Genomic DNA, 19,839 nt, shown 5'->3' with positions numbered 1-19,839 from the left:
ACCGCGGCGCCCTTTTTTTGTGGGGGAAAGGCATAAAAAAACGGCCCCGATAAACGGGGCCGCGATTAGGTAGGCTCACTAGCCGGTGTTGCGCATCCCGGCGGCGACGCCGGCGATGGTGACCATCAGGGCCTGCTCGACGCGGGCGTCCGGCTGTTCCTGCTGACGCGAACGGTGCAGCAGCTCGGCCTGCAAGACGTTCAGCGGGTCGGTGTAAACGTTGCGCAGCGCGATGGATTCGGCAATCCACGGCAGGTCTTCCATCAGGTGCGCATCGTTGGCGATGGTCAGCACCACCTTGATGTCGCTTTCCAGCTGATCGCGCAGCTGTTGGCCCAGCGGCCACAGCGATTTATCCACCAGGCGTTGATCGTAGTATTCCGCCAGCCACAGGTCGGCCTTGGCGAACACCATTTCCAGCATGGCGATGCGGGTGGAGAAGAACGGCCAGTCGCGACACATCGCCTCCAGCTCCGCCTGCTTGCCGGCTTTCACCGCTTCCTGTAATCCGGCGCCGGCGCCGAGCCAGGCCGGCAGCATCAGGCGGTTCTGCGTCCAGGCGAAGATCCACGGAATGGCGCGCAGGCTTTCCACGCCGCCGTTCGGCTTGCGTTTGGCCGGGCGTGAGCCCAGCGGCAGTTTACCCAGCTCCAGCTCCGGCGTGGCCGCGCGGAAGTAAGGCACGAAGTCCGGGTTTTCACGCACGTAGCCGCGATACATCCGGCAGGAGGTCTCGGACAGATCGTCCATCAACGCCCGCCATTCTTTCTTCGGTTCCGGCGGCGGCAGCAGGTTGGCCTCGAGGATCGCCCCGGCATACAGCGCCAGGCTGCTGATGGTGACTTCAGGCAGGCCGAATTTGAAGCGGATCATCTCGCCCTGTTCGGTGACGCGCAGGCCGCCCTTCAGGCTGCCCGGCGGCTGCGACAGCAGCGCCGCATGCGCCGGTGCGCCGCCGCGGCCGATGGAGCCGCCGCGCCCATGGAACAACGTCAGCGCCACGCCGGCTTTTTCACAGGTTTTGATCAAGGCGTCCTGCGCACGGTACTGTGCCCAGGAAGCGGCCATCACGCCGGCGTCTTTCGCCGAGTCGGAGTAGCCGATCATTACCATCTGTTTGCCCTGAATAAAGCCGCGATACCAGTCGATGTTCAGCAACTGGGTCATCACGTCGTCGGCGTTGTTCAGATCGTCGAGGGTTTCGAACAGCGGAGCGACGGGCAGCGCGAACGGGCAGCCGGCCTCTTTCAGCAGCAGGTGTACCGCCAGCACGTCGGAAGGCGTGCGCGCCATCGAAATCACGTAGGCGGCAATCGAGCCCTGCGGCGCTTCGGCGATCACCCGGCAGGTTTCCAGCACTTCCTGCGTGTCGGCGCTCGGTTGCCACTTCAGCGGCACCAGCGGGCGTTTGGAGTTCAGTTCGCGGATCAGGAACGCCTGTTTATCGGCTTCTGACCAGCTTTCATAGTCGCCCAGCCCCAGATAACGGGTCAGCTCGGCGATGGCTTCGGTATGGCGGGTGCTTTCCTGGCGCACGTCGATGCGCACCAGCGGTACGCCGAAGCAGCGCACGCGGCGCAGGGTATCCAGCAGCTGACCGTTGGCGATGATGCCCATACCGCAGGCCTGCAGCGATTGGTAGCAGGCATACAGCGGCTCCCACAGCTGCTCGTTGTTCACCAGCAGGTCGTGCGGCTTCAGCACGCGTTCGCCCTTCAGGCGGCCTTCCAGATAGGCCTGGGAGCTCATCAGCTGGCTGCGCAGCTGCTTCATGATTTCGCGGTACGGTTCCTGCACCTCGTCACCGCCGGCGCGGGCGCGCAGCTCCGGGGTGCATTCGGTCATCGACAGCTCGGAGACCAGCACCTGGATATCGCGGGTGAACAGGTCGCAGGCTTTCCAGCGGCTGAGCAGCAGCACATGGCGGGTGATTTCGGCGGTCACGTTCGGGTTGCCGTCGCGGTCGCCGCCCATCCAGGAGGTGAAGCGCACCGGCACCGCTTCCGCCGGCAGGCTGTAATTGATGGAGTTTTCCAACTGCTCGTTGAACTCGCGCAGGAACGCCGGCACGCCTTCCCACAGGCTGTTTTCTACCACCGCGAAGCCCCATTTGGCTTCGTCGATCGGGGAGGGGCGATGTTTGCGAATTTCATCGGTGTGCCACGACTGGGCCACCAGTTGGCGCAGGCGGCGCATGATCTTGTTGCGCTCGTAGTCGGCCAGATCGTTGTGATCGAGCTGGCTGAGGCAGGTGTTGACCTCCACCAGCTTGTGGATCAGGGTGCGGCGGGTGATCTCCGTCGGGTGCGCCGTCAGCACCAGCTCGATGGAAAGTTGCGACACCGCGTGCTGCAGCTCTTTGTCGCTGAGCTTTTTGTCTTTGAGGCGGCTGAACAGCTGCGCCAGCGCTTCCGGGTTGCTGGCGGCTTCGCCGTTGGGCGAAATGCTGTGGTACTGCTCGGCGACGTTGGTCAGGTTGAGGAACTGGCTGAAGGCGCGCGCCACCGGCAGCAACTCGTCGTTGGACAGGTTCTGCAGGGTGGAGAGCAGCTCCTGGCGATGCGCTTCGTTGCCGGCGCGTGAAGATTTGGAAAGCTTACGGATGGTCTCAACGCGATCGAGAATATGCTCGCCCAGCGCTTCTTTGATGGTATCGCCGAGCAATTTGCCGAGCATACTGACATTACTGCGCATTGCCGAATATTGTTCGTTCATATAACCCCTGACCCAGTTCTGTATGATTTTTATCTTGTAAATAAATTTCACGCGTCAGGCGCAGACCGCCAGCCTGATCACATCGCGTTCCTGTCCAATCGTCAATTGACACTATTTTTAGCAAAAAAACATCAAAATCGGCGAATTTTCTGAAATTTAATTACGCCGCGTCGGTTATCAGCGTGGCTTATTTAGCCGTTTACTACTTATTTTGAGGTAGGGGAAAGCATAAAACATTTCCCCTGTTAAATGTCGGGTTTATTGCCGGCAAAAGTGATTGACCAGCTGGCCCAGCAGTTTGCGCGTCGGTTCGATAAACGCGGTGTCGATGTATTCGTCCGGCTGGTGGGCCTGATCGATGGAACCGGGGCCGAGCACCAGGGTCGGGCATACCTGTTGCACGAACGGCGCTTCGGTGCAGTAGTTGACCACCTGCGTGCGGGTGCCCAGCAGCTCCTCGATCACCGCCACCATGCGGTGGTCGGTCGGGCACTCGTAGCCCGGCACCGACGCGTGCAGCTCTTCGATGGTCAGGCGGCCCGGCCAGCGTTGGCTTACCGGCTCCAGCGCCTGATGCATCAGTTCGTTGATGTTGTCGAGCGTCATGCCGGGCAGCGGGCGGATATCCAGGTGCAGTTCGCAACAGGCGCAGATGCGGTTGGCCGCGTCGCCGCCGCTGATATGGCCGAAGTTCATGGTGGGATAAGGCACGGCGAACGCCGGATTGTTGTAGCGCTCTTGCAGGGTTTTGCGCAGCTCCATCAGGCGGCCGATGGATTCGTGCATCAGATCGATGGCGTTGACGCCGCGCGCCGGATCGCTGGAATGGCCGGACTGGCCGACGATGCGAATGGCATTGGCCATGTGGCCCTTGTGCGCGCGCACCGGCTGCAGCGAGGTCGGCTCGCCGATGATGGCGAAATCCGGACGAATGGCGGTAGAGGCGGCGAAGTAACGCGCGCCGGCCATCGTCGTTTCTTCATCTGCGGTGGCTAAAATGTACAACGGCTTGGTCAGCTTGCTCGCGTCGATATCGCGCACCGCATCCAGAATAAAGGCGAAGAAGCCTTTCATGTCGGCGGTGCCCAGCCCGTAGAGCTTGTTGTCGTGCTCGGTCAGGGTGAAGGGATCGCGCGTCCAGCGGCCTTCGTCGTAAGGCACCGTATCAGTGTGGCCGGCCAGCAGCAGGCCGCCGCTGCCTTCGCCGATGCTGGCCAGCAGGTTGAATTTGTGGCGCGACTCCGGCACCGGCTGTACGTCGACGCGAAAGCCCAGGTCGGCAAACCATCCGGCCAGCAAGTTGATTAACGCCTCATTGCTCTGATCGAGGCCGGCATCGGTGGCGCTGATCGACGGAGTGGCGATCAACGCCCGGTACAGCTCAATAAATGGAGGTAATTTCATCTTCACTGTTGACAGCCTTTGGTTAGGATAGTATCAATATTCATGCATTTATTTTGAATAAAAATACAGTAAGCCGACGCGTAAGGGAACCCGATACCCGGATGTTTATAAAAGCATCAACGCTTGGCTCCGTGGGTGAACGGCGCAACAACGCTGGCTAGCCCTGTTACCTGGGTCGCAAGCGACCGCACGTCAGTTTAGAAGGTGAAAGGCCACATGTTGAATACGCTGATCGTTGGTGCCAGCGGTTACGCCGGAGCGGAGCTCACGGCTTACCTGAATCGCCACCCACACATGAACATAACCGCTTTAGCGGTTTCAGCGCAAAGTGCAGATGCAGGAAAGTTACTTTCCGATCTCCATCCCCAGTTGAAAGGCATCGTCGATCTGCCGCTGCAGCCGTTGACCGACGTTGCCAAGGCGGCGCAGGGCATCGACGTGGTGTTCCTCGCCACCGCCCATGAAGTCAGCCACGATATCGCACCGGCCTTCCTGGCGGCGGGCTGCGTGGTGTTCGATCTGTCGGGCGCCTTCCGCGTGCAGGACGCCGGTTTTTATAGCCAGTACTACGGTTTCGCACATCAGCATGGCGCCCTGCTGGAGCAGGCGGTATACGGCCTGGCGGAGTGGCAGAGCGACAAGATCAAACAGGCGCAGCTGATTGCCGTGCCGGGCTGTTACCCGACGGCGGCGCAGCTGGCGCTGAAGCCGTTGATCGAGAAGCAGCTGCTGAACCTCGACCAGTGGCCGGTGATCAACGCCACCAGCGGCGTCAGCGGCGCCGGGCGCAAGGCCAGTATGACCACCAGCTTCTGCGAAGTGAGCCTGCAGCCGTACGGTATTTTCACTCATCGGCACCAGCCGGAGATCGCCGCGCACCTGGGCGTGCCGGTCATCTTTACGCCGCACCTGGGCAATTTCCCGCGCGGCATCCTTGAAACCATCACCTGCCGCCTGAAGGCCGGCGTGACCGCGCAGGACGTCGCCGCCGCCTATCATGCCGCCTATGACGACAAGCCGCTGGTGCGGTTGTACGACCAGGGCGTGCCGGCGCTGAAAGCGGTGGTGGGGCTGCCGTTCTGCGACATCGGTTTTGCGGTGCAGGGCGAGCATCTGATCGCCGTAGCGGTGGAAGACAACCTGCTGAAAGGCGCGGCGGCGCAGGCGGTGCAATGCCTGAATATCCGTTTCGGCTTCCCGGAAACCCAGTCACTCCTTTAAACCAGCGTGAGTAAACAGCAATGAACCCGTTAATTATCAAGTTAGGTGGCGTGTTATTAGACAGTGAAGAAGCGCTGGAGCGTCTGTTTACCGCGCTGGACAGCTACCGGCAGCAGCATCAGCGCCCGCTGGTGATCGTGCACGGCGGCGGCTGCGTGGTGGACGAGCTGATGAAGCAGCTCTCTTTGCCGGTGGTGAAAAAGAACGGCCTGCGGGTCACGCCGGCCGATCAGATCGACATCATCACCGGCGCGCTGGCCGGCACCGCCAACAAAACGCTGCTGGCGTGGGCGATTAAACATCAAATCAACGCCGTCGGCCTGAGCCTGGCGGATGGCGGCAGCGCGGTCGTGACCCCGCTCGATCCGGCATTGGGCCACGTCGGCAACGCGCAGCCCGGTTCGCCCGCGCTGCTCAATACCCTGCTGAGCGCCGGCTACCTGCCGGTGGTCAGCTCCATCGGCATCACCGCCGAAGGGCAGTTAATGAACGTGAACGCCGATCAGGCGGCGACGGCGCTGGCGGCGACGCTGGGGGCGGATCTGATCCTGCTGTCGGACGTCAGTGGCATCCTCGACGGCAAGGGGCAACGCATTGCGGAAATGACGGCGCAAAAAGCGGAACAACTGATCGCGCAAGGCATCATCACCGATGGTATGGTGGTGAAGGTGAATGCGGCGCTCGACGCGGCCCGCACCCTCGGCCGCCCGGTGGATATCGCCAGCTGGCGCCATGCCGATCAGCTTCCTGCTTTGTTTAACGGCGTGTCGATTGGCACCCGGATCCTCGCTTAATTTTAGAATTAGAAAGGAATAGATCATGCAAAACCAAGGCATCAAAAAAATCGTTCTGGCGTACTCCGGCGGCCTGGATACCTCGGCCATCATTCCATGGCTGAAAGAGAACTACGGCGGCTGTGAAGTGGTGGCGTTCGTGGCGGACATCGGTCAGGAGCGCAGCGATCTGGAAGGTGTGGAGCAAAAAGCCCTGCAGTCCGGTGCCTCTGAATGTCACGTGGTGGATCTGCGTGAAGAATTTATCCGCGATTACGTTTATCCGGTGCTGCAGACCGGCGCCCTGTACGAAGGCAGCTACCTGCTGGGCACGTCGATGGCGCGGCCGATCATCGCCAAGGCGCAGGTCGAGCTGGCGTTGAAAGTGGGCGCCGACGCGCTGTGCCACGGTGCGACCGGCAAAGGCAACGACCAGGTGCGTTTCGAGACCACCTACACCGCACTGGCGCCACAGCTGAAAGTGGTGGCGCCGTGGCGTGAGTGGAACCTGCGTTCCCGTGAAGCGCTGCTGGATTACCTGAAAGAGCGCAACATCCCGACCACCGCATCGTTGGAGAAGATCTACAGCCGCGATGAAAACGCCTGGCACATCTCCACCGAAGGCGGCGTGCTGGAAAGCCCGTGGAATGCGCCGAACAAAGATTGCTGGGTATGGACCGTCGATCCACAGGAAGCGCCGGATCAGCCTGAGCAGGTGACCGTTACCGTTGAGAAAGGTCGCGTTGTTGCGGTTAACGGTAAAGCGCTGTCGCCGTACCAGTGCCTGGAAACCCTGAACGCGCTGGGTGCCAAGCACGGCGTTGGCCGTATCGACATCGTGGAAAACCGCCTGGTGGGCATCAAATCCCGCGGCTGTTATGAAACCCCGGGGGGCACCATCATGGTGGCGGCGCTGCGCGCCGTCGAACAGCTGGTGCTGGATCGCGACAGCTTCAAATGGCGCGAGCAGCTGGGCCTGGAGATGTCCTATGTGGTGTACGACGGCCGCTGGTTCGCGCCGCTGCGCCGCTCGCTGCAGGCTTCTGCCGAAGCGCTGGCGGAAGAGGTGAACGGCGAAGTCGTGCTGCAGCTGTACAAAGGCCAGGTGACGGCGACCCAGAAGAAATCGGCCAACAGCCTGTACTCCGAAGAGTTCGCCACTTTCGGCGAAGACGAAGTTTACGATCACAGCCACGCGGGCGGCTTTATTCGCCTGTTCTCTCTGTCTTCACGCATCCGTGCGTTGAACGAGAAAAAGAATAAATAATCGATTGGCGTGACTCTGCAAGGGCGCAGCATGCTGCGCCCTTTCGCATAAAAATTCAGGAGTAAGATATGGCACTTTGGGGCGGACGGTTCACTCAGGCGGCGGATCAGCGGTTCAAGCAACTCAACGATTCGCTGCGGTTCGATTATCGCCTGGCGGAGCAGGATATCGTGGGCTCGGTGGCCTGGTCGAAGGCGCTGGTGACCGTTAACGTGTTGACGGCAACGGAGCAACAGCAGCTGGAGCAGGCGCTGAATGCGCTACTGACGGAGGTCCAGGCCGATCCTTTGGCGATCGTCCAAAGCGATGCCGAAGACATCCACAGCTGGGTGGAGCAGAAGCTGATCGAGAAGGTCGGCGATTTGGGCAAGAAGCTCCACACCGGCCGCAGCCGCAACGATCAGGTCGCGACCGATCTGAAGCTGTGGTGCAAACAGCAGATCGGCGACCTGCATCAGGCGATCGTCCAGCTGCAGCAGGCGCTGGTGGAGACCGCCGAAGCCAACCAGGATGCGGTGATGCCGGGGTATACCCACCTGCAACGCGCGCAGCCGGTGACTTTCGCGCACTGGTGCCTGGCCTATGTCGAGATGCTGGCGCGCGATGAGAGCCGTCTGCAGGATACCCTGAAACGGCTGGACGTCAGCCCGCTGGGCAGCGGCGCGCTGGCCGGCACCGCTTATCCTATCGATCGCGAGCAGCTGGCCGGCTGGCTGGGCTTCGCCTCGGCGACCCGCAACAGCCTGGACAGCGTATCCGATCGCGATCACGTGCTGGAGCTGCTGTCCAACGCCGCCATCAGCATGGTGCACCTGTCGCGCTTCGCCGAAGATCTGATCTTCTTCAACAGCGGCGAAGCGGCGTTTGTTGAGCTGTCCGACCGCGTGACCTCCGGTTCTTCGCTGATGCCGCAGAAGAAAAACCCGGACGCGCTGGAGCTGATCCGCGGCAAATGCGGCCGCGTACAGGGCGCGCTGACCGGTATGATGATGACGCTGAAAGGCCTGCCGCTGGCGTACAACAAAGACATGCAGGAAGACAAAGAAGGGCTGTTTGACGCGCTCGACACCTGGATGGACTGCCTGCAGATGGCGGCGCTGGTGCTGGACGGCATCCAGGTGAAACGCCCGCGCTGTCAGGAAGCGGCGGAACAGGGCTATGCCAATGCCACAGAGCTGGCGGATTACCTGGTCGCCAAGGGCGTGCCGTTCCGCGAAGCGCACCACATCGTCGGCGAGGCGGTGGTAGAAGCGATTCGCCAGGGTAAACCGCTGGAAGCGCTGCCGCTGGCGGATTTGCAGCAGTTTAGCGCGACGATCGGTGACGACGTTTACCCGATCCTGGCGTTGCAATCCTGCCTGGACAAGCGTGCGGCCAAAGGCGGCGTCGCACCGCAGCAGGTGGCCACGGCAATCGCCGCAGCGAAACAGCGTTTGGCCTGACGACGACAAGGGCGGCCCGGCGCCGCCCTTGAACCTTTACCCCGCCAGGCGTGCGCACAGATAACGGTTCAGGCTCACGCCTTCCTCCATCGCGCCGATCGCCAGCCGGCGATGTTGTTCCGGCGTCATGCGCAACACCAGTTTTCCGCTGAAGTTCTTTTCCGCCAGCGCCTGCGGCGGCGTTTCGCCTTGCGTCAGCATATCGGCGATCGTTTCGCTCACCACTTTCTCGATACCCTCCAATGCGCCGGTACGCGTGGCGGCCAGCCAGGACAACGAGGGGAATTCGGCGCACAGCCCGACATATTCACGTTCTTCCGCTGACCAGGTGATGCGATAGGTATAGTGTTCATGCTTTTCCATGTTCTTCCTCCATTCTGGCCAGTGCGGCGATGACCTGCTTAACCTGATATGCCTTGGCTGCGCCGTTGTTGCCGCGTTGGATATTGATGCGCGGATCGCCTGACCAGGGCATGCGATAAACGTGATGGCTGCTACCGTTTTATGCGCGGCGGCCCAAACCATCGCACGCAGATTTTCGCTAATCTCGGCGAATTTGATGCTGTTCTGCCGCTGTTGCAAATCAGCGATGTCATCCCTGATCTCGTTCATGCCGCCTCCATTTTAGTATCATTATTGGTATCATTTCAACGTTGAAGTATAAAAAATGAGCGCAGAAGGGCCGTGAGGCAAGAGGAGGGAGGAAAATGTGGAAAGCGCTGCGCAAAAAAACCGGGCCTGAAGGCCCGGTAGGTGTGAACGGAGAAGGAGGCGTTATTCGCCCGGGCAGCGCTGGCAGCGCTCGATTTCGGCCGTGCCGAGTTTGAGTTTCGCCTGCAGATCGCGCAGCGCGGTGCGCAAGCCTTCTTCGATCACCGGATGATAGAACGGCATGTCCAGCATCTGATCGACGGTCATCTGCTGCTGGTGCGCCCAGGCCAGCAGGTGTGCGATGTGTTCGGCGTCCGGGCCGATCATTTCCGCGCCGAGGAAACGGCCGGTGCCTTGCTCGCCGTAGACGTGCAGAATGCCTTTGTTGCGCAGCATCACTCGCGAGCGGCCCTGATTCTCAAACGAGACGTTGCCCACTTCAAAGCAGCCGCAGGCGCTGAACTTCTCGCTCAGCTCGCGGAAGGTTGAGCCGACCATGGCGATCTGCGGATCGGAGAACACCACCGAAATCGCGCTGCGTCGCAGGCCCGGATTGATCTCCGGGAAGCTGCCGGCGTTGGCACCGGCGATGCGTGCCTGGTCGCTGGCCTCATGCAGCAGCGGCAGTTGGTTGCTGGCGTCGCCGGCGATGAAAATATGCGGCACGCTGGTTTGCATCGTCAGGCGGTCGGCCAGCGGCACGCCGCGAGCGTCGAGCTGCAGGCCGGTGTTTTCGAGGCCCAGCCGATCGACATTGGGGCGGCGGCCGGTGGCGGCCAGCACGTAGTCCACCAGGATCTCCTGCGGTTGGCCCTGCAGATCCCGATAGCGGATAAACACCTTGTCGCCTTCGCGCTGCATCATCTCTACCTTCACGTCGGCGTCGAGGTAGAACTCTTCCCCCAGCGCCTTCGCAGCGTAATCGCGCACGGCGCTGTCGGTCAGCGGCCCGACCGCGCCGCCGATGCCGAAGACCTTGGTGTCGACGCCGAGGCGGTGCAGCGCTTGCCCCAGCTCGAGCCCGATGACGCCGGGGCCGAATACCGCTACGGACTGCGGCAAATCATCCCAGTTGAACAGGTCGTCATTGACGATCAGACGATCGCCCAGTTCGCTCCACGGCGCCGGCCAGCTGGGGCGGGAACCGGTGGCGATCACGATGCGCTGCGCCACGATGCGCGTATGCTCATCGACTTGCAGCGTGTTGTCGTCGATAAACCGGGCATAGCCCTGAATTTTGTCGCCGGCCGGGATCTCGTCCACGCCTTCCAGCACGAAGCCGACGAAGCGATCGCGTTCGCGCTTGACGCGCGCCATCACTTCGCGTCCGTCGATGCGGGTTTTACCGGTTGGGTGCACGCCAAAGCCCGGCGCGCGTTCGATTTGATGCACCGCTTCGGCAGCGGCGATCAACAACTTGGATGGCATACAGCCAACGCGCGCACAGGTGGTGCCGTAAGGCCCGCCTTCGATCATCACCACGCTGGGGGTAGACAGTTTGGCCGCGCGATAGGCGCCGAGCCCTGCGGTGCCGCCGCCGATGACCGCGACATCAACGTTCAACAGTTTCATATCCGCTCCTGAAAGGTAAAAAAAGGGCGGGCCGTAGCCCGCCAAAGTTCACGTTGGCTTTGTTATTACTTATTAAGCTGACAGGAAAGTTTCCAGATCGTCGCTGCCACCGATGTGACGGCCGCCGATGAACACTTGCGGCACCGTGGCGCGGCCGCTGACGGCGCGCAGGCTGACGGTGGTGGCGTCTTTGCCCAGCACGATCTCTTCATACTGAATGCCGCGCTCTTGCAGCATCTGTTTGGCTTTGGCGCAGAATGGGCAGCCTGGTTTGGTGAACAGGGAGACCGACTCCTGCACTTTGAATTCCGGCGCCAGGTATTTCAGCATGGTGTCTGCGTCGGACACCTCAAACGGGTCGCCCGGTTTGTTCGGTTCGACGAACATTTTCTCGACCACGCCGTCGCGCACCAGCATCGAGTAGCGCCATGAACGTGGGCCAAAGCCCAGATCCGCTTTCTCGACCAGCATGTTCATGCCTTTGGTGAATTCACCGTTGCCGTCCGGCACGAAGGTGATGTTTTCCGCATGCTGATCGGCTTTCCAGGCGTTCATCACGAAGGTGTCGTTCACCGAGACGCACAGAATGCCGTCGACGCCGTGCTGTTTGAATACGCTGGACAGCTCGTTGTAGCGCGGCAGATGGCTCGAAGAGCAGGTCGGCGTGAACGCGCCCGGCAGCGAGAACACGATGACCGTTTTGTTTTTGAACAGGTCATCAGTGGTCACATCAATCCATTGGTCGCCCTGACGGGTGTGGAAAGTAACCTGAGGAACTTTCTTGCCTTCTTGACTGGTAAACATTGATTAACCCCTTAATTAGGAAAAGTAATTTTTAGCATTTAGCGCGATATCGCTTCGTTGGGACACATTATTGTCGCTGGGGCTTGATAGATCTAATCGCTCATTGCTATCTTATCTATCGCCATGAGCTATCATGGAATGGAGGGAAACAATGAATATTCGTGATTTAGAGTATCTGGTCGCCTTGGCCGAGCACCGGCACTTCCGCCGTGCGGCCGATTCATGCCATGTAAGCCAGCCCACGCTGAGCGGGCAGATCCGCAAGCTGGAAGACGAGTTGGGCGTCATGCTGCTCGAGCGCACCAGCCGCAAGGTGCTGTTCACCCAGGCGGGTCTGTTGCTGGTGGAGCAGGCGCGTACCGTGCTGCGCGAAGTGAAAGTATTGAAGGAGATGGCCAGCCAGCAGGGCGAAGCCATGTCCGGGCCGCTGCACATCGGCCTGATCCCGACCGTGGGGCCTTATCTGCTGCCGCAGATCATCCCGACGCTGCACAAAACCTTCCCGAAACTGGAAATGTACCTGCACGAGGCGCAAACCCAGCAACTGCTGGCACAGCTCGACAGCGGCAAACTGGACTGCGCCATTCTGGCATTGGTAAAGGAAACCGAGGCGTTTATCGAAGTGCCTCTGTTCGATGAACCGATGAAGCTGGCGGTGTATTCCGATCACCCGTGGGCGCAGCGCGATCGCGTGGCGATGCCGGATTTGGCGGGAGAGAAGCTGCTGATGCTGGAGGATGGCCACTGCCTGCGCGATCAGGCGATGGGCTTCTGCTTCCAGGCGGGCGCGGACGAGGATACCCACTTCCGCGCCACCAGTCTGGAAACGCTGCGCAATATGGTCGCGGCCGGCAGCGGTATTACCCTGCTGCCGTCACTGGCGGTGCCGCCGCAGCGCGAACGCGACGGCGTCTGCTATCTGGATTGCTACAAGCCGGAACCGAAGCGCACCATCGCATTGGTATATCGCCCCGGTTCCCCATTGCGCAGCCGTTATGAGCAGTTGGCCGAAGCGATCCGCGAGCACATGCAGGGCTACATCGACAGCGCGTTAAAACAGGCGGTTTAAGCCGTTAAGCGCCGCCACCCGGTAGGCTTCGGCCATGGTCGGATAGTTGAAGGTCGTATTAACGAAATACTCGATAGTATTGCCTTCACCTTTCTGTTCCATGATCGCCTGACCGATGTGGATGATCTCCGCCGCACGCTCGCCGAAGCAGTGGATCCCGAGGATCTGCAGGGTGTCGCGATGGAACAGGATCTTCAGGCTGCCGACGTTCATCCCGGCGATCTGCGCGCGCGCCAGATGTTTGAACTGGGCGCGGCCCACTTCATACGGCACCTTCATCGCCGTCAGTTCCTGCTCGGTTTTGCCGACGGAGCTGATTTCCGGAATGGTGTAGATGCCGGTCGGGATATCTTCGATTAAGTGACCGCTGGCTTCGCCGGAAGCGATCGCCTGCGCGGCGATGCGGCCCTGATCGTAGGCGGCGGAAGCCAGGCTCGGATAGCCGATCACGTCACCGACCGCATAGATGTGCGACAGCGCGGTTTGGTACATGCTGTTCACCTTCAGTAGCCCGCGGCTGTCCGATTCCAGGCCGACGTTTTCCAACCCCAGCGAATCGGTGTTGCCGGTACGGCCGTTGGCGTACAGCAGGCAGTCCGCTTTCACCTTTTTGCCGGACTTCAGGTGCACGATCACGCCGTCTTCGGTACCTTCAATCTTCTCGAACTCCTCGTTGTGGCGGATCACCACGCCGTTGTTCCAGAAGTGGTAAGAGAGCGAATCCGACATCTCCTGATCGAGGAACGCCAGCAGGCGATCGCGGGTGTTGATCAGATCGACCTTGACGTTCAGACCGCGGAAGATAGACGCGTATTCGCAGCCGATCACCCCGGCGCCGTAAATGATCACGTGGCGCGGTTCATGGCTCAGCTCGAGAATGGAATCGCTGTCGTAGATGCGCGGGTGATTGAAATCGACGCTGGCCGGATGGTAAGGGCGCGAGCCGCAGGCGATCACGATGTGGTCGGCGCGGATGGTGTCCTGGGTGCCGTCCATGTAGCTGACGCTGACGGTGTTGGCGTCGATGAAGCGCGCGTCGCCGGCGAACAGTTTGCACTGGTTCCGCTCATAGAAGCCTTGGCGCATGCGGGTCTGCTGGCTGATGACGTTATCGGCGTGGCGTAAAATGTCAGGGAAGGTCGCGCTGAGCGTGCGCGAGTTGTTGTAAAGCGGGTTCTGGTTGAATTCGATAATGCGGCTGACGGCGTGGCGGAGGGCTTTGGAAGGGATGGTGCCCCAGTGGGTACATCCGCCGCCTACGTTGTTGTACCGTTCGATAACGGCCACGCGGGCGCCCTGTTTCACCAGCCCCATGGCGGCACCTTCACCACCAGGGCCCGAGCCAATCACAATGGCATCAAATTGATAGTGCTGTTGCATGTAGGAGAGACCTGTTTTTTTATACAAGATTACAACGGTATCTTAACATCATAGCGCTGCTCACCCAATCACCATTAGGCTTTTTGAGGCAAAGCACAATCGGCTCAGGGCGGAAGTGTGATAGAGCGCGTTAGTATAAATGCTGTTGCAATAAAATTTGCTATATTGCCGAGTCTAGGGCGTTAGACTGAGAGAATGGAACCTATCCGGATATGCATATGGGCGTCAGAGCACAACAAAAAGAACGGACTCGTCGTTCCCTGATCGAAGCCGCTTTCAGCCAGCTGAGCGCCGAACGCAGCTTCGCCAGTCTGAGCCTGCGGGAAGTTTCACGCGAGGCGGGCATCGCGCCCACGTCGTTTTATCGCCATTTCCGCGATGTGGACGAGTTGGGGCTGACCATGGTGGATGAAAGCGGCCTGATGCTGCGTCAGTTGATGCGCCAGGCGCGCCAACGCATCGCCAAAGGCGGCAGCGTGATCCGCACCTCGGTGTCCACCTTTATGGAGTTTATCGGCAACAACCCGAACGCCTTCCGCCTGCTGCTGCGCGAGCGTTCCGGCACGTCGGCGGCATTCCGTGCGGCGGTGGCGCGCGAGATCCAGCATTTCATCGCCGAACTGGCGGACTACCTCGAGTTGGAAAATCACATGCCGCGCAGCTTTACCGAAGCGCAGGCCGAAGCGATGGTCACCATCGTGTTCAGCGCCGGCGCGGAAGCGCTGGATATCGACGTCGAGCAGCGGCAGCAGCTGGAAGAACGGCTGGTGCTGCAGCTGCGGATGATCTCCAAAGGGGCGTATTACTGGTATCGTCGCGAACAAGAAAAAGCTTCTGTGTCCCACGTATAAAAAGGTAAAAAATGATGGAAAAACCAGGCCGTGAAAATGGCACCTTACTGCTGGCGTTGATTGCCGGCCTTTCGATCAACGGTTCCTTTGCCGCGCTGTTCAGCTCGGTGGTGCCGTTTTCGATCTTCCCGCTGATCGCGTTGGTGCTGGCGGTGTACTGCCTGCATCAGCGTTACCTGAACCGCGCCATGCCGGACGGCATGCCGAAGCTGGCGGCGGCCTGTTTCCTGCTGGGGCTGCTGTTGTACAGCGCCATCGTGCGCGCCGAATACCCGCAGATCGGCTCCAACTTCCTGCCGTCGGTGATCTGCGTGGCGCTGGTGCTGTGGATCGGGATGAAACTGAAGGCGCGTAAGGCGCCGGATGCGCCGACTCAAGAATCGTAATGAAACGGGGCGCCATGATGGCGCCCCTGTCGTATCAGCAGCGCTTTTCCAGCAACACGCCGCATTCCATGTGATGGGTATACGGGAACTGATCGAACAGCGCCAGACGGCTGACCCGGTGGGTGGCCTGCAGCGTTTCAAGGTTGGCGCACAGCGTTTCCGGGTTGCATGAGATATACAGAATGCGCGGGTAGGCCTGCACCATCTTCACCGTTTCATCGTCCAGCCCGCTGCGCGGTGGATCGACGAAAATCGTCTCGCAGTTGTAACCGCTCAGATCGATGCCCTTCAACCGGTTGAATTCGCGCACCCCGTTCATCGCCTGGGTAAAATCTTCCGCCGCCATGCGGATGATCTGCACATTGTCGATATGGTTGGCAGCGATGTTGTATTGCGCCGCCGCCACCGACGGTTTGGCGATCTCGGTCGCCAGCACGCGCTCGAAATTGCGCGCCAGCGCCAGCGAGAAGTTGCCGTTGCCGCAATACAGCTCCAGCAAATCGCCTTTGGAACCGGCGGTCACCGCCAGCGCCCATTCCAGCATTTGCACGTTCATGGCCGCGTTGGGCTGTGTAAAGCTGTTTTCCACCTGGCGGTAGATCATGTCGCGGCCGGCGACCGGCAGCACTTCGTCAACATAATCCTGGTCGAGCATGATTTTGGTCTTCGACGCCCGGCCGATTAGCTGCAGGTCGAAACCTTGCGCGCGCAGCTCATCGCGCAACTGCTCGGCGCGCTGTTGCCAAACGTCATCCAGCTTGCGGTGGTACAGCAGCGAGGCGATGATTTTGCCGCTTTGCGTCGACAGATAATCGATCTGGAACAGCTTGTGACGCAGGATCGGTTCCGGTTTCAGCGCGGCGATCAGGGCGCTCATCAGGCGGTTGATCAGCTCGCTGGCGGCCGGGAATTGATCGACGCGAATACGCTGCTTGGTCTGCTGATCGAACATGATGTGGTACATGTCGTCCGCGTCGTGCCAGATGCGGAATTCGGCGCGCATGCGGTAGTGGTCGACTGGCGAGCGGAACACTTCCGGCTCGGGCGCCGCGAACGGTGACATCAACGTCTTCAGGCGGGCGACTTTCTCCGCCAGTTGGTCATCGTAACGTTCAATAGGCAAATTCTCGGGCGTCATGTGTTTCTTCTCGTCAGGCAAATTTGATCAGCGGGGATTGTAGGGAATCAGCCCGTGAAGTCCAGTTTTGTCGCGTTTATTATTTGTAACATTAATGGCAGTCTAGACATCTATTTGCATTGATCGTAGCATTGCCGTCCGGCCTCAAGCAGCGAGTGAAAAGGGAATCCGGTGTGAATCCGGAGCTGACGCGCAGCGGTAAGGGGAAGTCACGGCGATAGCGTTTCGACGCAGACACTGTCCACTGCAGGATGGGAAGTCATCGCCCGTTGCCGGTCGCGCCCGCGGCCCGCAAATCCCAAGCCCGAAGACCTGCCGGTGTTACGTCGCAATGTCCGTGGCCGTCGCGAACTACCGGCCATGATCCTGCGGCATCCGCCAATTAAGTTTGGATGCTTTTCTCATGACAATTACAAAAAATACGCTGCTGGCGGTGGTCTCCTCCGTCACGGCCTTTTCTGGATGGGCGCAAGACAACACGACAGCCACGAGTGGCGATAACCTGGTGGTGACCGCCAACCGCTTCCCGCAGCCGGTTTCTTCCGTGCTGGCGCCGACTTCCATCGTCACCCGTAACGATATCGATCGTTGGCAGGCCAAGAGCCTGACCGACGTGATGCGCCGTTTGCCGGGCGTGGACATCGGCCAAAACGGCGGGCTGGGGCAAAAGAGCTCACTGTTTATTCGCGGCACCAACTCCAGCCATGTCTTGGTATTGATCGACGGCATTCGCCTTAACCAGGCGGGCGTCAGCGGCTCTTCCGATCTCAGCCAAATCCCGATTTCGTTGGTGCAGAAAGTCGAATACATTCGCGGCCCGCGCTCGGCGGTGTACGGTTCCGACGCCATCGGTGGTGTGGTCAACATCATCACCACCCGCGAAAAGAACGGCACTACGCTCTCCGCAGGCGTCGGTTCCAACGGCTATCAGTCCTATGACGCGTCGACCCAACAGCCGTTGGGCGACAGCACCGTGGCGACGGTGGCAGGGAATTACACTTATACCAAAGGGTATGATGTGGTGGCTGAAGGCAACACCAGCATTCCGCAGCCCGATCGCGACGGCTTCATGAGTAAATCGCTATATGGGGCGGTACAGCACCGGTTCAACGAGCAAATCAGCGGCTTTGTGCGTGGATATGGCTACGACAACCGTACGGGCTACGACGGCTTTTATTCTTACGATAAAAATTTCAATATCACCGGGCTGCCGGATACGCGCAAACTGTATAGTCAAACTTGGGACACCGGGCTGCGCTATCAGGAAGGGATTTACGCCACGCAGTTAGTGGGAAGCTATAGCCACAGCAAAGACTACAATTACGATCCGCGCAAAGGGCAGTATGCGATTTCCTCCAGCCTGGATGATTCTGAGCAATACAATCTGCAGTGGGGCAATACTTTCAAGGTGGCTCAAGGCACCGTCAGTGCGGGCGCCGACTGGCAGGATCAACAGATCAAACCGGGCACCGCGTCCGTCAGCCGTGAGAGAAGCCAGCGTAATACCGGCATCTATCTGACCGGGCAGCAACTGGTGGGGCCGGTGACGCTTGAGGCCGCCGCGCGCGGCGACGATAATTCGGAGTTCGGTTGGCACGGCACGTGGCAAACCAGCGCAGCCTGGGAGTTCATCGAAGGATACCGCTTCATCGCTTCCTATGGCACCGCGTTTAAAGCGCCAAACATGAACCAGCTGTTTAGTACCACTTATGGCAATAGCAACTTGAAGCCGGAAGAAAGTAAACAGTGGGAAGGCGGCTTCGAAGGTTTGACCGGGCCGCTGACCTGGCGCGTTTCCGGCTACCGCAATGACATCGATAACCTGATTGACAGCGATCCGGTGAGTTACCGTTATTACAATATCGGTAAGGCGACCATTAAGGGCGTAGAGGCCACCGCTTCTTTCGAAACCGGTCCGTTGACGCATCAGATTGGCTACGATTATGTCGACCCACGCAATGCTAAAACCAACGAAGTGCTGCTGCGCCGCGCCAAACAACAGGTGAAGTATGAGCTGGATTGGCAGCTGTACGACTTTGATTGGGCGGTGACCTATCAATACCTGGGTGAGCGCTACGACAAGGATTATGGCGTTTATCCAAGCCCGACGGTTAAACTTGGCGGTGTGAGCCTGTGGGATCTCGCAGTTTCGTATCCGGTCACATCTCATCTGACAGTTCGTGGTAGAATTGCCAACCTGTTTGATAAAGATTATGAGACGGCCTATGGCTACGCTACTCCAGGAAGAGAATACTACCTCACTGGAAGCTATACCTTCTAACAGCACCGCCACACCTCGCCCGACGGTGCTGGTTTTCGATTCCGGCGTCGGTGGGCTGTCGGTATATCAGGAGATTCGGCAGTTGCTGCCGGATCTCCACTATATATACGCTTTCGACAACGTGGCGTTCCCCTACGGTGAGAAGTCCGAAGAGTTTATCGTTGAGCGCGTGCTGGAGATTGTCGGTGCAGTGCAGCAGCGGCATCCTCTGGCGATTGTCGTCATTGCCTGTAACACTGCCAGCACCGTCTCCTTGCCGGCCCTGCGCGAGCGTTTCAGTTTCCCGGTCGTGGGCGTGGTGCCCGCCATCAAGCCCGCCGCCCGTCTTACCGTTAACGGCATTGTCGGCCTGTTGGCAACCCGCGGCACCGTACAGCGCAGCTACACCCACGAACTGATTTCCCGTTTCGCTACCGACTGCAAGATTGAGCTGCTGGGCTCTTCAGAGCTGGTGGAGCTGGCGGAGGCCAAGCTGCACGGTGAAGCCGTGCCGCTGCCGGTGCTGAAGAAGATCCTGCATCCGTGGCTGAGCATGCGCGAGCCGCCGGATACCGTCGTGCTGGGCTGCACCCATTTCCCTCTATTAGCTGAAGAGCTGATGCAGGTGCTGCCGGAAGGCACCCGGCTGGTGGATTCCGGTGCGGCGATTGCCCGTCGTACCGCCTGGCTCATCTCGACGCAGGAAAATCTGGTCTCGAGCCAGGAAGAGAATCTGGCGTATTGCATGGCGTTAAATGAAGATACTGACGCTTTATTGCCCGTTTTGCAGGGCTACGGCTTTAAATCGTTGAAAAAACTGCCGCTTTAACGGTGTTTTGGTTAAACATTCAACGGTCGGAAAAAATATTGAAAATAGGGGTTGCGGCCCGCCGAGAACTCCCTATA

General features: G+C 59.8%; 16 protein-coding genes and 1 riboswitch. Of the genes, 9 read left to right on the top strand and 7 right to left on the bottom strand.

The genetic code is table 11. The annotated features are described in order from the left end of the window. Positions 1 to 78 precede the first annotated feature (78 nt). A complete protein-coding gene (gene ppc, locus HMPREF3138_RS06175) occupies positions 79 to 2,715 on the bottom strand; it encodes a phosphoenolpyruvate carboxylase (protein WP_038872687.1) in 2,637 nt (878 codons plus the stop codon). A 258-nt stretch (positions 2,716 to 2,973) separates the two neighbouring features. Continuing rightward, positions 2,974 to 4,119, bottom strand: coding sequence for an acetylornithine deacetylase (argE, locus tag HMPREF3138_RS06170; RefSeq protein WP_015379410.1), 1,146 nt, complete (start codon positions 4,117 to 4,119; stop codon positions 2,974 to 2,976). Between the two features lie 216 nt (positions 4,120 to 4,335). On the opposite strand from argE, the gene argC reads away from it, so the two are divergent. The 4 genes from argC (at position 4,336) to argH (ending at position 8,822) form a co-directional block, all read left to right on the top strand. Continuing rightward, the gene (gene argC / locus HMPREF3138_RS06165) at positions 4,336 to 5,340 is read left to right on the top strand and encodes an N-acetyl-gamma-glutamyl-phosphate reductase (RefSeq protein ID WP_038872689.1); all 1,005 of its coding nucleotides are present in this window, start codon (positions 4,336 to 4,338) and stop codon (positions 5,338 to 5,340) included. A 20-nt stretch (positions 5,341 to 5,360) separates the two neighbouring features. Beyond that, a complete protein-coding gene (gene argB, locus HMPREF3138_RS06160; protein WP_038872691.1) occupies positions 5,361 to 6,134 on the top strand; it encodes an acetylglutamate kinase in 774 nt (257 codons plus the stop codon). 25 nt (positions 6,135 to 6,159) lie between these two features. Next, positions 6,160 to 7,380, top strand: a complete 1,221-nt coding sequence (locus tag HMPREF3138_RS06155; protein ID WP_019452247.1) for an argininosuccinate synthase — start codon at positions 6,160 to 6,162, stop codon at positions 7,378 to 7,380. A gap of 68 nt (positions 7,381 to 7,448) precedes the next feature. Beyond that, positions 7,449 to 8,822, top strand: a complete 1,374-nt coding sequence (gene argH, locus HMPREF3138_RS06150) for an argininosuccinate lyase (RefSeq protein ID WP_038872696.1) — start codon at positions 7,449 to 7,451, stop codon at positions 8,820 to 8,822. A gap of 36 nt (positions 8,823 to 8,858) precedes the next feature. Here argH and HMPREF3138_RS06145 read toward each other — a convergent pair whose 3' ends face one another. The 3 genes from HMPREF3138_RS06145 to HMPREF3138_RS06135 all read right to left on the bottom strand — a co-directional run bounded on the left by HMPREF3138_RS06145 (position 8,859) and on the right by HMPREF3138_RS06135 (position 11,849). Then, complete coding sequence (locus HMPREF3138_RS06145; protein WP_038872699.1) at positions 8,859 to 9,185, bottom strand: type II toxin-antitoxin system HicB family antitoxin; 327 nt, start codon at positions 9,183 to 9,185, stop codon at positions 8,859 to 8,861. Between the two features lie 411 nt (positions 9,186 to 9,596). Continuing rightward, on the bottom strand, positions 9,597 to 11,045 hold the full coding sequence (locus HMPREF3138_RS06140) for a dihydrolipoyl dehydrogenase (protein ID WP_038872702.1): 1,449 nt from the start codon (positions 11,043 to 11,045) through the stop codon (positions 9,597 to 9,599). A 72-nt stretch (positions 11,046 to 11,117) separates the two neighbouring features. Then, entirely contained in the window at positions 11,118 to 11,849 is a 732-nt protein-coding gene (locus HMPREF3138_RS06135) for a glutathione peroxidase (protein ID WP_019452251.1), read from the bottom strand. 151 nt (positions 11,850 to 12,000) lie between these two features. Between HMPREF3138_RS06135 and oxyR the strand changes: the two genes are divergently transcribed. After that, positions 12,001 to 12,918, top strand: a complete 918-nt coding sequence (gene oxyR, locus HMPREF3138_RS06130) for a DNA-binding transcriptional regulator OxyR (protein ID WP_038872705.1) — start codon at positions 12,001 to 12,003, stop codon at positions 12,916 to 12,918. Here the strand turns inward: oxyR and sthA are convergent. Next, on the bottom strand, positions 12,901 to 14,298 hold the full coding sequence (gene sthA, locus HMPREF3138_RS06125; protein WP_004931047.1) for a Si-specific NAD(P)(+) transhydrogenase: 1,398 nt from the start codon (positions 14,296 to 14,298) through the stop codon (positions 12,901 to 12,903). The genes oxyR and sthA overlap by 18 nt on opposite strands. A gap of 218 nt (positions 14,299 to 14,516) precedes the next feature. Between sthA and fabR the strand changes: the two genes are divergently transcribed. After that, a complete protein-coding gene (gene fabR, locus HMPREF3138_RS06120; RefSeq protein WP_004931044.1) occupies positions 14,517 to 15,149 on the top strand; it encodes an HTH-type transcriptional repressor FabR in 633 nt (210 codons plus the stop codon). 14 nt (positions 15,150 to 15,163) lie between these two features. Continuing rightward, the gene (locus HMPREF3138_RS06115; RefSeq protein ID WP_025304650.1) at positions 15,164 to 15,535 is read left to right on the top strand and encodes a YijD family membrane protein; all 372 of its coding nucleotides are present in this window, start codon (positions 15,164 to 15,166) and stop codon (positions 15,533 to 15,535) included. A 34-nt stretch (positions 15,536 to 15,569) separates the two neighbouring features. On the opposite strand, the gene trmA is transcribed toward HMPREF3138_RS06115, so the two are convergent. Beyond that, positions 15,570 to 16,673 carry a tRNA (uridine(54)-C5)-methyltransferase TrmA gene (gene trmA, locus HMPREF3138_RS06110; protein WP_038872710.1) on the bottom strand — a complete coding sequence of 368 codons (1,104 nt, stop codon included), beginning with the start codon at positions 16,671 to 16,673 and terminating at the stop codon, positions 15,570 to 15,572. Positions 16,674 to 16,795: 122 nt separating this feature from the next. Continuing rightward, a riboswitch (cobalamin riboswitch) is annotated at positions 16,796 to 17,008 on the top strand. A 68-nt stretch (positions 17,009 to 17,076) separates the two neighbouring features. Between trmA and btuB the strand changes: the two genes are divergently transcribed. Both btuB and murI read left to right on the top strand, forming a co-directional pair. Then, the gene (btuB, locus tag HMPREF3138_RS06105; RefSeq protein WP_038872712.1) at positions 17,077 to 18,954 is read left to right on the top strand and encodes a TonB-dependent vitamin B12 receptor BtuB; all 1,878 of its coding nucleotides are present in this window, start codon (positions 17,077 to 17,079) and stop codon (positions 18,952 to 18,954) included. Next, positions 18,899 to 19,762 (top strand): glutamate racemase, encoded by an 864-nt coding sequence (murI, locus tag HMPREF3138_RS06100; RefSeq protein WP_025921004.1) that lies wholly within the window; start codon positions 18,899 to 18,901, stop codon positions 19,760 to 19,762. The genes btuB and murI overlap by 56 nt, the downstream gene beginning before the upstream one ends. Positions 19,763 to 19,839: the final 77 nt, after the last annotated feature.

It is taken from the genome of Serratia sp. HMSC15F11 (genome assembly GCF_001808215.1).
In the GTDB taxonomy this organism is placed as follows: Bacteria; Pseudomonadota; Gammaproteobacteria; order Enterobacterales; family Enterobacteriaceae; genus Serratia; species Serratia nevei.
The sequence above is the reverse complement of the archived record's forward strand: the minus strand, read 5'-3'. Positions and strand labels throughout refer to the sequence as shown.

Coding starts and splice junctions, on each gene's coding strand:
- ppc (WP_038872687.1), bottom strand. CDS start 2,715: ATGAACGAACAATATTCGGCAATGCGCAGTAATGTCAGTATGCTCGGC.
- argE (WP_015379410.1), bottom strand. CDS start 4,119: ATGAAATTACCTCCATTTATTGAGCTGTACCGGGCGTTGATCGCCACT.
- argC (WP_038872689.1), top strand. CDS start 4,336: ATGTTGAATACGCTGATCGTTGGTGCCAGCGGTTACGCCGGAGCGGAG.
- argB (WP_038872691.1), top strand. CDS start 5,361: ATGAACCCGTTAATTATCAAGTTAGGTGGCGTGTTATTAGACAGTGAA.
- HMPREF3138_RS06155 (WP_019452247.1), top strand. CDS start 6,160: ATGCAAAACCAAGGCATCAAAAAAATCGTTCTGGCGTACTCCGGCGGC.
- argH (WP_038872696.1), top strand. CDS start 7,449: ATGGCACTTTGGGGCGGACGGTTCACTCAGGCGGCGGATCAGCGGTTC.
- HMPREF3138_RS06145 (WP_038872699.1), bottom strand. CDS start 9,185: ATGGAAAAGCATGAACACTATACCTATCGCATCACCTGGTCAGCGGAA.
- HMPREF3138_RS06140 (WP_038872702.1), bottom strand. CDS start 11,045: ATGAAACTGTTGAACGTTGATGTCGCGGTCATCGGCGGCGGCACCGCA.
- HMPREF3138_RS06135 (WP_019452251.1), bottom strand. CDS start 11,849: ATGTTTACCAGTCAAGAAGGCAAGAAAGTTCCTCAGGTTACTTTCCAC.
- oxyR (WP_038872705.1), top strand. CDS start 12,001: ATGAATATTCGTGATTTAGAGTATCTGGTCGCCTTGGCCGAGCACCGG.
- sthA (WP_004931047.1), bottom strand. CDS start 14,298: ATGCAACAGCACTATCAATTTGATGCCATTGTGATTGGCTCGGGCCCT.
- fabR (WP_004931044.1), top strand. CDS start 14,517: ATGGGCGTCAGAGCACAACAAAAAGAACGGACTCGTCGTTCCCTGATC.
- HMPREF3138_RS06115 (WP_025304650.1), top strand. CDS start 15,164: ATGGAAAAACCAGGCCGTGAAAATGGCACCTTACTGCTGGCGTTGATT.
- trmA (WP_038872710.1), bottom strand. CDS start 16,673: ATGACGCCCGAGAATTTGCCTATTGAACGTTACGATGACCAACTGGCG.
- btuB (WP_038872712.1), top strand. CDS start 17,077: ATGACAATTACAAAAAATACGCTGCTGGCGGTGGTCTCCTCCGTCACG.
- murI (WP_025921004.1), top strand. CDS start 18,899: ATGGCTACGCTACTCCAGGAAGAGAATACTACCTCACTGGAAGCTATA.